We start from the raw sequence: 14365 nt of genomic DNA on the forward strand, positions 1-14365 counted from the left end.
TCCGGAAAGCCTTTGGGGCCCTCCGCCCGAGTGCCACCTCGCCCTGGGTGGATGGGTCGAGTGCGGGATCCCCGGTATGACCGAGAGGACTCCGAAGACCCCGCTTCGAGCCGTCCCGGCAGGAAAGAACGGTTGCCACGCCGGCACACCGAACAAGCCTCGAACGCCAAACTCGTTTTAAACGCGTCTTCCAGCGCACGGCCTTTCAAGGCAGATATCCGAACGCGTGTGGGTCATCGATTCTGTACAAATCTCCCGCGCGAAACGAAACGGTGGATTCATTCACGCCACTTCATCCGCGCCGAGGATGGACCTGTGCTCCATGACAGGGTGCCCACTCCCGGGGAAAAACCGGTCCCAAAACAGGATCGCTGCAGGAAATCAGCGGGGGAATTTCCGCGCCCGTCCGTCTTCATGGGAAGAGCACGTTCGGACGGAACAACATGCGCTGCAAGCCCATCGATCGCTCGCCACGCAGGCGAAGCAACTCGACAGCAAGCCGTTACAACGCTCCCACCGCCGTGGGGTGTTCGGTGCTTCCAAATTTTACAATTCTATCTGACGGAATTAGCGACACCGATGTGCTAGCAGTGTCGAGATTCGCGCAGCCAGAATCATCAGAATTATTATAAATAATACTTATCGATTAGATAAAAGAAGCTTGGCGTGGATCGCCACGCCTTACCGGACGGAGTACGTCTCCCACACGCCTGTTTTCGGGTTTCGAATATCGGGCGGCAGAGAGGCGCAGGGGGAAAGTCTGGAGTTCGCATCGCATAGGAGTTGCGGATGCTCCCGGAAACACGCGCATTGCAAGAAATACCGTGCAAAAACCAAGACCTCACCCTCCATGTAGTCCTCCGGTCCCACGCGCCGAATAGCGTAGCGGCTGCTCGCGGAGTCCATGCGCTGCCGGCCCAGGCGCCCATGCCTGCCCGCGCTTTCCACGACCTTGTGTGCAAAGCATCTTTGCGTTGTTGCGCGAACCGGATTGCCGGTGTCCGCCGCGCACCGCGGCGGGTTCACTGTCGCTGTCCATACAGCGCCAGCGAGCGTCAGGAATGACCACCATGTCGTCACCGGCCACCCCGCCCACCGCCACCGAAAAAGAGGCGCCTGCCAACCGCCGCGTCCTGCGGCGCGCTTCGGTCGAGCAACGCACCGGCTTCAAGCGCGCGCACATCTACAGCCTGATGAAGGAGAAGAAGTTTCCGCAGCGCGTGCGCCTGGGTGTGCGCGCGGTCGGCTGGTACGAGGACGAGATCGACCAGTGGCTGGCGGATCGGGAGCGGGCATGAGCGATACGTCAGCGCGCCGCACTGAGCCCCCCATCGTGGTGTCCATCATCTCGACCAAGGGCGGAGTCGGCAAGACCACGACGGCGGCCAACCTGGGCGGATTCCTCGCGGATGCCGGCATGCGCGTGCTGCTGTTGGACCTGGACATCCAGCCGACGCTGTCGAGCTATTTTCCGCTGGAGCGCCGCGCGCCGGGTGGCATCTACGAGATGCTCGCCTTCAACGAACAGGATCGCGGCCAGCTCATCTCCACGACGGCCATCGGCGGATTGGATCTGCTGCTGTCCAACGATGCCCATGGCCAGTTGAACACGCTGCTGCTGCACGCGGCCGATGGCCGCCTCCGGCTGCGCAATCTGCTCGGCATGTTCCAGACGCACTATGACCTGCTGCTGATCGACACCCAGGGCGCCCGAAGCGTGCTGCTGGAGATGGCGGTCCTCGCCTCCGATGTTTCGCTCTCGCCGGTCACGCCGGAGATCCTGGCGGCTCGGGAATTGCGGCGCGGCACGCTGAGTCTGATGGAGGAGATCGCCCCGTACCGGCGCCTGGGCATCGAGCCCCCGCCCTTGCGCCTACTCATCAATCGGGTCCACACGGTGTCGGTCAATGCCCGGCAGGTCCAGCAGGCGCTGCGCAGCATGTTCCAGCCGGCCGCGGACGTGCGGGTGCTCGACACCACGATCCCGGCGATCGAGGCCTACCCCACCGCGGCGCTGCGCCGCCTGCCCGTGCATCGCGTCGAGTACCGGCAGCCCCCTGGCCGGCTCGCTCCGGCCGCGCTGGAGAGCCAGCGCGCGCTCGCGATCGAATTGTTTCCGCAGTGGCGCGACCGCCTCGACCTCGTGACCGGGAGGGCCACGCATGCCGACCCGCACTGAAACGCCCGCCGCGTTGCGGCGCCTGATCGCCTTCGCGCGCCGCGAAGGCTGGCGGATCGTCGTCGCGAACGGGCAACTGCGCAGCCTGCGCAAGCCTGGATTGCCTGCCATCCACCTCGGCGCGCCCGATCCGTCCGGCCCCCTGGCCACGGATGCGGCATCGCTGCCCGTGCCGCGGGTGGACAAGCGACACGGACACCACGGGAGCATGTGATGCCCAGGGGCAGCGATCCGGACATCGCCCGCGAGTTGCTGGCGGACACCTTCCAGCGCAGCGGCCCCGACGCCGGGGCACTGAGCGATCCGATCGCCGACACGCCGATGGTGGTGACGCTGGAGCAGCTGCGTCCTTACGAGCTCAATCCCCGCGTCACCGTCAATCCGCTGTACGCAGAGATCAAGGCATCCATCCGCGAGCGCGGGCTCGATACCGCCCCGGCGATCACGCGGCGCCCGGGCGAGCCGCACTACATCATCCGCAACGGCGGCAACACGCGGCTCGCGATCCTGCGCGAGCTCTGGGCGGAGACGAAGGACGAGCGCTTCTTCCGCATTCCCTGCCTGTTCCGTCCCTGGCCCACGCAAGGCGGCATGCGCGGCGAACTCATCGCCCTCACCGGCCATCTCGCAGAAAACGAGTTGCATGGCACCCTGACGTTCATCGAGCGGGCGCTCGGCGTCGAGAAGGCCCGGGAGCTGTACGAGCAGGAAAGCGGCGGCAAACCGATGACGCAGGTCGAGCTGGCGCGGCGGCTGGCGGCCGACGGCTATCCGGTGCCCCAGCCGCACATCAGCCGGATGCGCGACGCGGTGCAGTACCTGCTGCCCGCGATTCCCTCGGTGCTCTATGCGGGCATGGGCCGCCATCAGGTGGAGCGCCTGTCGATGTTGCGCCGGGGGGCCGAGCAGGTCTGGTCGCAGCGCGCGTCCGCGGAGGCGGCGCCGTTCGCGGACCTGTTCCAGGACGTGCTCGCGGGATTCGACACGGCGCCCGCGGAATTTTCCTTCGAGCGGGTGCGCGACGAGCTGGTCGGCCAGATGGCGCAGGCGCTGGGCGCCGACTACGACGTGCTGGCGCTGGACATCGCGGGCCTGGAAGGCCGGCAACGTGTACTGCACAGCACGCCCACGCATCCGGGACCAGCGGCGCCCCCCTCGATGCCGGCACACATCGCAGCGGCCGACCGGCCAACGGTCCCGCCTGCGGCCGCGGGCACGCCCGCCGCTAATCAAGCCGCTATCCCTGCATCTCTTCCGGGCGACGCGCAGCCCTTATCCATGCGTGCCAGCGGCAGCGAAGCCACCGCTTCGCAAGTCTCGCTGCCGCCCGCATCCGACCCGGTCAAACAACACACCGCCTCGCCGGCCGCGACCACGGAGCGCCTGCAATCCATCCAGAGGCTGGTGGCGGACCACCACGGCGAGCCCCTGCATTCCTTCGCTGACAACGTGGTGCGGGCCATCCCCGTCCAGGCGGGCGGGCTCTACCCCATCTCCGACGTCTGGCACATCGAACCGGGACTGGACACACCCGACCGGTTGCGCGCCCACATCGTGCAATTCGCCCGCGAGATCGCGAGCGAGGTGGGCGCAGCCGATCGCATCGCCGCCACGGACCATGGCGGCGTGGGCTACGCCTGCGACGCGCCTTCGGCAACGGGCGGCGAAGAGCCGCGCTCCCCCGCCCTGCTCGCGCTGCTCAACGCACTGGGAGACACGGCAGATGCCGGACCACTCGCCGAAGCGCTCGAGCCTCTGCTGCGCAACCAGGGCAGCATTCCGCGGCTCAGCGACAGCGGGCTGGTGAAGCTGTTTCGCCTGCTGCGCCTGGCGCGGCGTCTCTTCGAACTGCAGGCCGGCCCCGGCTCCGGCTCCGGCGCGATGCCATGACCACGCCGCACCCGCTCAACCAGGCAGTGATCGCCCAGGCGCTGCACGATCTGCGCAACGGGCAGCTGCGCCGCGCGCGTTCCATGGGCTTCGGCGATGCGGAGCTTGCGGCGCTCAAGCGACCGGACCTGGTCAGCGTGCTGCTCAACGCCTCCGTGTCGTGGTGCTCCGTGACCGTGAACGGCGAGGTCGTGCGACGGCTGCTGGGGCAGACGCAGGACGTGGAGCGAGAAATCTCCACCGTCGATCGCATGCTGCGCCTGGGAGCGAGCACCGAGATGGTGAGCACGTTCTACGGCCTGTCGCACCAGGAGGTCGCGCTGCGCCGCGAGATCCTGGCGCTGCCCAAACGCAAGGGCCGCCACCCCGTGCTGAGCGAAGCCCAGGACGCCGAGCTCTGGGAACGATGGAAGCCCGCTGCACGCGAGCGCGGCATCGATCTGCAGGACGACATGGCGATGCTGGACCTCGCGATGGACCTGGCCGAGGAGATGTCCCTCCCCCTGTCGGTCGTCTGGGCCGCTATTCAAGGCTGGATTGCGCAGGGACTGGTGTAGTCCCATGGCAACCTCGGGGGCGCAGCGGCCGCACGGTCCACGGTCGCTGGCGGAGGTGCTCGATGCCACGTGGGAGCAGGCACCGCCACCCGCGCGGCCCGCGCCGCGGCCCACGGCTCCCGCACCCGGCAAACCGGCGGTCCACGACGGCTTCCTCTACAGCGGCAATCGGCACGAGAGCGTTCCGCGGGCACTGTTCCTGGACCGCCGGCTGACGCCCCTGGAGCGCAATGCCTGGCAGGTCATCCGGATGCAGCTGCATGCCGACGGGCTCACCGCGCTGCCGACCTACGAGCAACTGCGCCCCTTGTTGGCGGGCATGCCCTGCGGTCCCGTAGCTTCCACCGAGACGATCGCGCGCGCCCTGACGCTGCTGCGGCTCACGCGCTGGCTGAGCCTCGTGCGCAGGCGCCGCGATCCGCAAAGCGGCCGCATCCTCGGCAATCTCTACGTCCTGCACGACGCGCCGCTCACCCCCTTCGAGGCGATGCAGCTCGACCCCGACTATCTGGGGCTGGTCAGCCAGGCGCTGAGCCATGCGAGCAAGGCGGTGCAGCACGTCGGCCAGCACACGCTGCGGGAGATTGCCGAAGATCCGTTGCTGCGCGGCGGGGTGTTGCCCACGCGGCTGCAGGTGCTCTCGGAGCAACTGGCCCGCGGAGTGCCGCAGCCTGCGCAGGAGGAAGCAAGTTATGCACAGGATGCGCACATCGGCGATTCCGAAGGCGGCCCCGACGACCGTCTTCGGATTCCTTCGGCGCTGGCTTCGGATTCCGAATCGGGCCGCAAACCCGAGCCAAACCACAGTCTTCGGAATCCGATGCAGGACCGTACCGTACGTAGTTCTTCTGTAGAAGAACGTACGGTACCGCGCGCAAGCGCGCACAGAGGCATGCGCCTGCCTGCGCAGTTCGTGGGCTTGAAGGACGAGCAGCAGGCGGGGGCCTTGGTCGCTCTGCAGCAGGTCGCGCAGGAACAGCGGCAAGCCGTGCTCGACGAGTGGGCCGCGCGCTGCCGCGACCGCGGCGTGCGCAATCCAGCGGGTTACCTTTTTGGGATCATCCAGAAAGCCATCCGCGGCGAATTCAAGGCCACGGCAGGCCAGGCGCCCGCACCCCATCCACCGCCATCCCCTGCACCGGCACCGGTACCGGTACCGCCGCCGAAGCCCGCGAGCAAGGAAGTGGCGCGAGCGCATCTGGAGCGGCTGCGCGCCATCTTGCGAGGTGCCTGAGCAACCAATGGGCACTCGTCGGGTGCGGCAGAGCGCCAACGTCAGGAGACGACAGCGCTGTGCGGATCTTTATACCCAGGGTATAGCGCTCGGTCGCTCAGCGCTCCTCCCCCATGCGAGCGCGCGCGCGGTTGCCCAGCGCGGCGAGCCGCGATGGATGGATCCGCGATCCAGCCAGCCAACGCCAACGTTTATACCCAGGGTATAGGCGCCAGCCGGTCAATCAGGCGGCTTCCCGCTGCGTGTTGTTGACGGACAGCCTTCCCTTCGCGCGGCGACGCTCGCGTTTCGTACAGCCCCTTGCGAGTCGTCCATGGTCGAAGATCCCAATCCGCCCGCCCTGCAGCTCAATCTCGGATCGCTGCGCAGCGCGATGTCGCTGACCCTGCACACCCACCACGCCTCCCGCATCTGGCACGGGCGCGCGCCCGCCGATGGGCGACCCGGCATCGTCGGCCTCAACGGCTATATCGCCGTGATGAACAAGATGAAGCGCGGCGCCGAGCAGGACGATCCCTACTCCGACTGGTGGATGCTGCGCATCGAAGAAAAGCTCTCGCAGGTCGACACCACCCTGCGGCAGTTGCGCGAGCAGGTAGACCGCGCGCTCACCGACGTGCCCACCGCCCTGTCGTTGGGCGACAACCTCAATGTGCAGCCCATTCGCCTGCCGCTCTTCGTCAATGCGCAGCTGGGCTTCATGGCGGTCTACCTGCTCGCGGACTACGACGAACTGGCTCGCAAGCTGATCCTGGCCCACCACACCGCGCTCATCGATCGCTCCACGCTGGAGCGCTGGCTCAACGATGGCGCCCACGCGCTACGCAGCCTGTTCTCGCTGGCGCAGCAGTACCGCTATTCGGGCTGCACGCGGGACGACTTCGCGGCCAGGAACGCGGCGGCCCGCGCGGCACTGGAGAAGTTCGGCGAGCTGCCGCAGGACGTGCTGGAAGGTACGCGCCGCTCGCGCTATGCGCCGCCCGTGGTGCGGCGCTCGGCCCTCGGCCGGCCGGCGAGGGCCAGCGACGTTGTCAGTGATGCAGCCGCGCAGGCACCCGATGCCACCGACGCTGCGAGCCGTGCATCCGGTTCGGACCCCGTGGACGAAACACGCTCACCCGCGCCCGGCGCGGACGACGACACGGGCGGGATCGACGCGCCATGAGGGAGACCGCACCACCGCCCGGCTTCGAAGACAGGCGCTTCGTGCCGCTGGAACAGGCGGACTTCCGCGGCCTGCGACAGGCGGCCTCTCTAAAAGGCCTTTTACAGCCTTTTAAAGGTAAGGGGCCTCTGGAGGCCTGGGCCAGCGAATGCCACGCGCTGCGGGACGACCTCATCGCCATGGCGCAGCGCCGCGTGCTGGCGCAGGCCAACCGGTACCCGTTCCTGCTGCTGGACGTGCAACTGGCCCTGCAGAACACCGGCGCTGGGACACGGTTTCTGCGCTGGCGCAGGCACGACCGCTCCGCCATGGGCGTGGCGCTGTGGCAGGAGCTCATGGAGAGCGCCGCCACGCCGCAAGGCCTTCTGGGCGATCTGCACGCCATGGAGGTCCAGCGCGTAGTGATCAACATGCAGGTGAGCCTGCTGCACACGCTGGGGCGGCAGGCCCAGGAATGCGCCGACAAGCTGGCTTCCGCCGACGCCTGCCTCCTACGCCGGCACGCACCGCCCCCCTCCAGGTCGCCTCCATGACGCCGCGCACCGGGAACCGGGCACGCAAGCGCGGCGCACGGGCGCTCGCCCGACGCAGTTTTCCTCCCCCCGAAACGCAACAAGGAGATTCCGCATGAGCACCCACTTCCACGGCGAAGGCAACATCGGCTCGCCACCGAAGTTCGACGAGTATCCGAACGGAAACGAAGAGCCAAGGCGCGTGCTGCGCCTGAACGTGTACTTCGACAATCCCGTGCCGAACAAGGACGGCGCCTATGACGACCGCGGAGGCTTCTGGGCTCCCGTGGACTGGTGGCACCGCGACGCGGAGCATTGGGCGACGCTGTTCGCCAAGGGCATGCGCGTGGTTGTGCGCGGACACCTGGAACGCGACGACTGGACCGACGCCGAGGGCGAGCCGCACACGACGTACAAGGTGGACGCGCGCAGCGTGGGCATCCTCCCGTACCGCCTGGACGCGGTGCATCTCAGTCCCAAACCGGGAAGCACCGGCGAATAGCCGATTCGTGACGCCACCGCATGCGATGGATATCAACATGCGATGGGTATCGATCGGCGGCGCGGCAAACCGGAGCGTGCGGTGCGCGCGTTGTGGGCAGCCATGCCGCGCCGCACCCGCGATGCTGACGGCCATTCGATAGAAGTCATGCATTTTCTGCGGGAGGCCGCTTCATGCGCGTGGTGCTCTGCGAGAAGCCTTCCCAGGGCAAGGACATCGCCCGGGTCCTGGGCGCACACCAGCGCGAAGCCGGTTGCCTCGGTGGGCTGGGCATCAAGGTCACCTGGGGCATCGGCCACCTGATCGAGGCCGCGCCCCCGGAGGCCTACGGCGAGCACTTCCAGCGCTGGACGCTGGAGACGCTGCCGATCGTTCCTGCGCAGTGGCGCTGGGTCGTCAAGGCACGCAGCGCCGCGCAGTTCAAGGTCGTTCAACGACTGCTGGCACAGGCGTCCGAGCTCATCATCGCCACGGACGCCGATCGCGAAGGCGAGATGATCGCCCGCGAACTGATCGACTACTGCGGCTACCGCGGACCGATCCAGCGCCTGTGGCTGTCGGCGCTCAACGATGCGTCGATCCGCAAGGCATTCGGCGCGCTGCGGGCCTCGGAAGACACGCTTTCCCTCTACCACTGCGCGCTCGCGCGCTCCCGCGCCGACTGGCTCATCGGCATCAATCTCACCCGCCTTTTCACGCTGCTCGGGCGCCAAGCCGGCCACGACGGTGTGCTGTCGGTGGGGCGTGTGCAGACGCCCACCCTCAAACTGGTCGTGGACCGCGACCGCGAGATCGCGGCATTCGTGCCCGTTCCGTTCTGGTCCATCGACGTTTCTCTTTCTGCGGCGGGCTCAGCGCTCTCGGCGCACTGGCTTGCGCCACGCGCCGCAACGGACGACGCGGGGCGCTGTCTGCACCAGACCATCGCGCGCCAGGCGGCCGAGGCCCTTCGCGCCGCGGGCACGGCGCAGGTCGCGCACGTCGATACCGAGCGCGTGCGCGAAGGCCCTCCCCTTCCCTTCGATCTGAGCACGCTGCAGGAAGTCTGTTCACGGCGCCTCGGCCTGGAAGTGCAGGAGACCCTGGACATCGCGCAGGCCCTCTACGAGACGCACAAGGCGACGACCTATCCGCGCACCGACGCGGGCTACCTGCCCGAGAGCATGCTCGCCGAGGTCCCCACGGTCATCGGCAGCCTCCTGAAGACCGATCCCGCCCTGCACCCGCTGATCGCCCATCTCGATCTGCACCAACGCTCCCGCGCCTGGAACGATGCGAAGCTCTCCGCGCACCACGCCATCATCCCCACGCTGGAGCCCGCCGATCTCTCCGCGATGTCCACCAAGGAGCTCGCGGTGTACCGGCTCATCCGCGCCCACTACCTCGCACAGTTCCTTCCCCACCATGAGTTCGACCGGACGAGCGTGCGCCTGGCCTGCGGCGGCGAGACGCTACTGGCGGTCGGCAAGCGGATCGTCGCCCCCGGCTGGCAACAGGCATTCTCGCCACCGTCTTTGCCTGCGCCCGCGGTCGATGCAGAGGCCGAAGGCAGCGAAGAGGCTCCACGCGAGCAGGTGCTCCCGGCGCTGCGGGAAGGAATGTCCTGCCAGGTCGGCGCAGTGGATCTGAAATCGCTGCGCACCCAGCCACCCCGGCCCTATACCCAGGGCGAGCTCGTCAAGGCGATGAAGACGGTCGCCAGGCTCGTGACCGATCCGCGCCTGAAGCAAAAGCTCAAGGACACCACCGGCATCGGCACGGAGGCCACGCGCGCGAGCATCATCAGCGGCCTGATCGCCCGGGCATTCCTGGTTCGCAAGGGCCGCTCGGTCCGGGCATCGGATACCGCGATGACGCTCATCGACGCGGTTCCCGCAGCCATCGCGGACCCGGGCACCACGGCGATTTGGGAGCAGGCGCTGGACATGATCGAAGCGCGGCAGATGGGGCTGGAATCCTTCGTCGAGAAGCAGTCCGCCTGGGCCTCGCAACTGGTGCAGCAGCATCGCGGCACGACCCTCGCCCTGCGCGTGCTCGCCGGCCCGCCCTGTCCGCTGTGCGGCGCGGCGACGCGCCAGCGCACCGGCAAGAGCGGAGCGTTCTGGTCCTGCTGCCGCTACCCCGATTGCAAGGGCACGGCCCCGGTCGCATCCGCGCAAGCGGGCAAGGACGGGCGGGCACGATCCAAGGCCCGATCCGCTCGCGCACACCGCTAGTTCCGGCTGACGTTCATCTCCCGTCCTCTCCTGTTTCTCGTTCCCCGCCCGCACCGAGGGTGCGGCGTTCTCGCGCCACCCGCGAGGTCCCCAGCATGCACAGCCTTCTGCGAAGCGTGCCCGCCGGCAGGGCGTCGTCCCCGCCAGCGGGAAGGCGGATTTCTTCGCACGCCGCCACGGCGCGTTCCAGTCCTTGTTTCCGTTGCCGACGGGCCTCCAGGCGATCCGCCATCCATGCGGGTCGCCTGGAGGCCCGTCGGGTCAACGGCAGTCCCTGCCGGCGCCTACCGGCGAAACCACAGGCACCCTTTGTGCGCGGATGCGTGCCAGGGATTTGCGGCCCAAGCCACGACACGGGCCGGGTGATATGCGGGCAGCGCGAGGTTCCTACCGCGACCGCGTGATCTGTTCGCCACAGGTGGCCCCTTTCTCGCCAGCCGAGGACCGCACGGTCCTTGGCGCCTTTCTCCTGACGTCCCCCCATGAACAGGAGCCCCCGATGAACCCCTCACCCCAAACGAACAACGACATCGCGTACGGCAGCGTCTGCAGCGGCATCGAGGCGGTGAGCCTTGCCTGGGAGCCGCTCGGGCTCAAACCGGCCTGGTTCTCCGAGACCGATGCGTTCGCGAGCGCGGTGCTCGCGCACCGCTACCCGCACGTGCCGAACCTCGGCGACATGGTGCAACTGGCGCGGCGCATCCGCGCCCGCGAAATCGCGGCACCCGACATCCTGGTGGGCGGCACGCCCTGCCAGTCCTTCAGCGTCGCGGGCGCCCGCCAAGGTCTGTCCGATCCGCGCGGCGCGCTCACCCTAGCCTACGTGGAGATTGCCAATGCCATCGACCAAGTCCGCACCCGTTCCCGCCGCCCGCCGGCCACGCTCGTCTGGGAAAACGTCCCAGGCGTCCTCAGCGATCGCGGCAATGCCTTCGGCTGCCTGCTGGGCGCACTGGCCGGCGAGGACCATCCGCTCGAACCGCCAGGGCCAAGATGGACGAACGCAGGTTGTGTGTCTGGACCCCGGCGCCGCATCGCCTGGCGTGTACTCGACGCCCAATACTTCGGCGTCGCCCAGCGCCGCCGCCGTGTGTTTCTTGTGGCAAGTGGTGGAGACCACATCGATCCCGCAGAAATACTTTTTGAGCAGGAGGGCGTGCGTGGGGATCCTTCGCCGGGCTACGCGCCGTGGCAAGGCGCTGCCCGCGCTGCTGGAGCAGGCGCTCCGAAAGCAAGCCGATCGCCCGGCCTGACGTCCCCCTACGGCAAGGTCTCCATCTCCATGGGATTCGGCAACGCCCAGGGGCCCGCCGACGTTGCTGCCTGCCTGCTGGGTGCGCCGCCGCGCTTCGATCTCTCAACCGAGACGATGCTTGTCCAGTCGGTGGCCAGTGCCATCAGCCATACGCTGGACACGGCGAACGGCGGCAAGGGCTCCGGCGAGGACGGCACCGGCAAGGGGGTGCCCATCATCGCGTTCACCGCCCAGGGCTGCGGTGCCGATGCGGACGCGGAACGTTCCCCGACGCTGCGTGCAGGTGCACACCGGACGAGCCACGCCAATGCCGGCGTCGTCCCGGCCATCGCCTTCGCGCAGAATTCGCGCAGCGAAGTGCGCTGGGAGTCCGGCCATGGCCAGATCGCCGGCGCCCTGTCGACCGGCGGTGGCAAGGCAGGACAAGGACGGCCGATGGTGCTGCAGGCCGCCGCCCACGAAGACCACTACGTCTGTGCGCTGGAGGACGGCGACACGGCATGGGGACTGCGCTGGCGCGTGCGCCGCCTGATGCCGCGGGAATGCGAACGCCTGCAAAGCATGCCCGACGACCACACGCTGGTGCCGTACCGGGGAAAACCGGCCACCGACGCGCCGCGCTACCGCGCCATCGGCAACTCGATGGCCGTCCCCTGCGTCGCCTGGCTCGGCGCACGCCTCAGACGCAGCCTGGTAGGGAAGTCCTGACGCGTCGACGGGAAATTCCGCGACGCGCGGCGTGCGGATTTCCGATGGCGCCTGCACTGCAGGCGCGCGAGGATAGCCATGCCGACCCGGGGCCATAAGGCCGCTCGACCCGGGGGCGCCCGAGCAGCGCCTATGCGGCATCCATCGATACGACCGGCATCTCAGCCCGGGAGATGCCGGTCGGTAGCATGCCCGCATGGCGCTTCCGGACGACTTCGCGTGGGACATGGACCACTGGGGTACGACCTGGCTGAAGTGTCGCGGCTCCATCCTCGCGAGCGTTGCGGGCAGAGTATTCCCGACGACTAATGAATGGCCTGCGTCAATCGCCACGTCAATCGCCACGTCAAGCGAACGTTCCGGAACGTTACGCGAAGCTTACTTTTCAGGCTCCGTCTCAGCCATGAAATCCTGCAAAGTGGGCACCGTGTCATCAGCGTTCAAGATCATCGTTCTTGACCACAGAATCGAGTGTTCGTACATCGTCGAACAAATCAATTCGCCGTCTTGCTCGAACCAATGCGTTGCCTCGGGCAATAGATCAAAATTTACCGGGTGCCGAGCAAAGGGGTTGTGGAAGACTTCAAGCTCGGCCGACCATGGTTCATGCCCGCCGGGCCACAGGCTTTTGTACTCGTCACTGGTCACGTCGAGACAGAACGGAATACCTTCCAAAGCGCCCGGCGTCCGGTCGAAGAACTTGCCAATCCGCATATAGCGCAGCCCCGGGGGCGCGCCCAACGTTGTGATAGCGACTCGATTGAACTTGCCGAGCGAGCATGCGTTCGAGAAGATCACAGCAGACAGCTCACTGTGCTGGTCGTTGGCAAAGAGTCCTGCCGCAAATGCCGATGGTCCCTTCAGAAGGGAGGCCGACAAAGTTCGCGCCTGCTTTCTACCATCGCTCTCCGCAATCTCCGCGCCAATGCCGTAGAGGTATCCGATGAGACCTTCCCTGCTCCATGTCATCGAACCCGGCGCTTGGAAATCGGCAACTGCAATCATGAAAGGCTGTCCAGCGACATGCGGCAGACCGGCATATCGCCGCTGCAGCTTGTTTCCGAGGGTCTTTGCGAACCGAAGAGCGGCGGGGCCGAAAAATATGTCCTCGCCTAATGGTGGTGGACTGCTTGGCGGTGCGTTAACGTGGTTGTAGGCGATTTCGGGGTTGGCGGTCACCGCTTCGACCCATGCAGCGCCGCCATGCCGGTTCTCGATCCGGAAATCTGGCGAATCGAACGGCTGTGTGACGATCAGGCCTTGCTCTCGGAAGCTGCCGAGCAACTGCGCTTCCCAAAGTCGTGTATGGAAGTTGTTGGTCTGGCAATCGGCAGCCCAGTTTGCATCAGGATTCGGTAGCGACAGGTAGAGCTGGTTAAGCATCCAAGCCGCTGGATGATGGGTCTTGGAGCCAAGCAGCTTGAAGATGTCGCTGGCGGAGCGGTGCTGCAGATCGTTGAGTGCGGCTCGCTTTCGAACCCCTGCTGGCAACGGCTCGGCTGGCTCTCCCTCGCGCAGCAACTCGGCAATCCGCGTCTTCGCCACATCCTCGTCCGGAAATCCCCACTCATCCGCTGTGACCGTCCATACATGGTCTACACGTCGCCTCATGACCAGCACTCCAAGGCCCATGTCTATTTCGTCGCGACGGAGCACGCCGCAGGCAAGATGGTCTGACGTGGTCCAAGCACCTGTCGGCGGGCGCGAGCCAAACCCATGACCACGCGGCAAAGCCAGAGCGTAGACACCAAAAAGACTTTCGGGCAGTGATTGCAATTTTTCCTCCAGCAGGGCTTTGCCGCGTTCTTACAGACGGTTGGTTTGATTTGACTTCGCAAGCATCTGCATTGGAGCCACCACTACACCATGCTGCTCTGCCCAGATTAGATGCAGCTAATTTTCTTGCCGTCAATGTGAACAATGCGGAGATCACATTCACTGCCCATGCCGAGACAGACCTGCGAGACGCTGCGCGCATGAGCCGCTGACGTCGTCAGCGCCATGCCAGCAGCCAGGATCCCCGGGCTGCCGCGGGCAACCTCCCGCGCGATCCGCCAGTCCGCACCGCATCAAGTCCGCGGACGCGCGCCCTTCCCCAGGTTGTTGATGCCACTTCCTCCGCCGGGCTCTCAAGGTCCATTTCGTCC

Annotated in this window: 12 protein-coding genes; 11 read left to right on the forward strand and 1 reads right to left on the reverse strand. The window is 66.9% G+C overall.

What is annotated here, in order from left to right; genetic code table 11:
• The first annotated feature begins 1070 nt into the window (after positions 1–1070).
• From FLG15_RS11300 to FLG15_RS11350, 11 genes are all read left to right on the forward strand, one after another.
• Positions 1071–1298, forward strand: coding sequence for an AlpA family transcriptional regulator (locus FLG15_RS11300; RefSeq protein ID WP_150146174.1), 228 nt, complete (start codon positions 1071–1073; stop codon positions 1296–1298).
• Positions 1295–2179 (forward strand): ParA family protein, encoded by an 885-nt coding sequence (locus FLG15_RS11305; protein ID WP_150146177.1) that lies wholly within the window; start codon positions 1295–1297, stop codon positions 2177–2179. Before FLG15_RS11300 ends, FLG15_RS11305 begins: the two co-directional genes overlap by 4 nt.
• Positions 2163–2393 carry a hypothetical protein gene (locus tag FLG15_RS11310; protein ID WP_150146181.1) on the forward strand — a complete coding sequence of 77 codons (231 nt, stop codon included), beginning with the start codon at positions 2163–2165 and terminating at the stop codon, positions 2391–2393. Before FLG15_RS11305 ends, FLG15_RS11310 begins: the two co-directional genes overlap by 17 nt.
• On the forward strand, positions 2393–4069 hold the full coding sequence (locus tag FLG15_RS11315; protein ID WP_150146183.1) for a ParB family protein: 1677 nt from the start codon (positions 2393–2395) through the stop codon (positions 4067–4069). Before FLG15_RS11310 ends, FLG15_RS11315 begins: the two co-directional genes overlap by 1 nt.
• On the forward strand, positions 4066–4626 hold the full coding sequence (locus FLG15_RS11320; RefSeq protein ID WP_150146187.1) for a DUF2857 domain-containing protein: 561 nt from the start codon (positions 4066–4068) through the stop codon (positions 4624–4626). Before FLG15_RS11315 ends, FLG15_RS11320 begins: the two co-directional genes overlap by 4 nt.
• Before the next feature lie 4 nt (positions 4627–4630).
• Entirely contained in the window at positions 4631–5860 is a 1230-nt protein-coding gene (locus FLG15_RS11325) for an STY4528 family pathogenicity island replication protein (RefSeq protein WP_150146190.1), read from the forward strand.
• 313 nt (positions 5861–6173) lie between these two features.
• The gene (locus FLG15_RS11330; RefSeq protein ID WP_209228162.1) at positions 6174–7025 is read left to right on the forward strand and encodes a PFL_4669 family integrating conjugative element protein; all 852 of its coding nucleotides are present in this window, start codon (positions 6174–6176) and stop codon (positions 7023–7025) included.
• On the forward strand, positions 7022–7558 hold the full coding sequence (locus FLG15_RS11335; RefSeq protein ID WP_150146192.1) for a DUF3158 family protein: 537 nt from the start codon (positions 7022–7024) through the stop codon (positions 7556–7558). Before FLG15_RS11330 ends, FLG15_RS11335 begins: the two co-directional genes overlap by 4 nt.
• 94 nt (positions 7559–7652) lie before the next feature.
• Positions 7653–8039 (forward strand): single-stranded DNA-binding protein, encoded by a 387-nt coding sequence (locus FLG15_RS11340; protein ID WP_150146197.1) that lies wholly within the window; start codon positions 7653–7655, stop codon positions 8037–8039.
• Between the two features lie 173 nt (positions 8040–8212).
• Positions 8213–10255: a DNA topoisomerase III gene (locus FLG15_RS11345; protein ID WP_150146200.1), complete on the forward strand. Its 2043-nt coding sequence runs from the start codon at positions 8213–8215 to the stop codon at positions 10253–10255.
• A gap of 499 nt (positions 10256–10754) precedes the next feature.
• The gene (locus FLG15_RS11350; RefSeq protein ID WP_150146203.1) at positions 10755–12218 is read left to right on the forward strand and encodes a DNA cytosine methyltransferase; all 1464 of its coding nucleotides are present in this window, start codon (positions 10755–10757) and stop codon (positions 12216–12218) included.
• A gap of 378 nt (positions 12219–12596) precedes the next feature.
• Here the strand turns inward: FLG15_RS11350 and FLG15_RS11355 are convergent, their stop codons facing one another.
• A complete protein-coding gene (locus tag FLG15_RS11355; protein WP_150146206.1) occupies positions 12597–13994 on the reverse strand; it encodes a hypothetical protein in 1398 nt (465 codons plus the stop codon).
• Positions 13995–14365: the final 371 nt, after the last annotated feature.

It is taken from the genome of Xanthomonas phaseoli pv. dieffenbachiae, assembly GCF_008639345.1.
GTDB classification, from domain to species: Bacteria; Pseudomonadota; Gammaproteobacteria; order Xanthomonadales; family Xanthomonadaceae; genus Xanthomonas; species Xanthomonas phaseoli.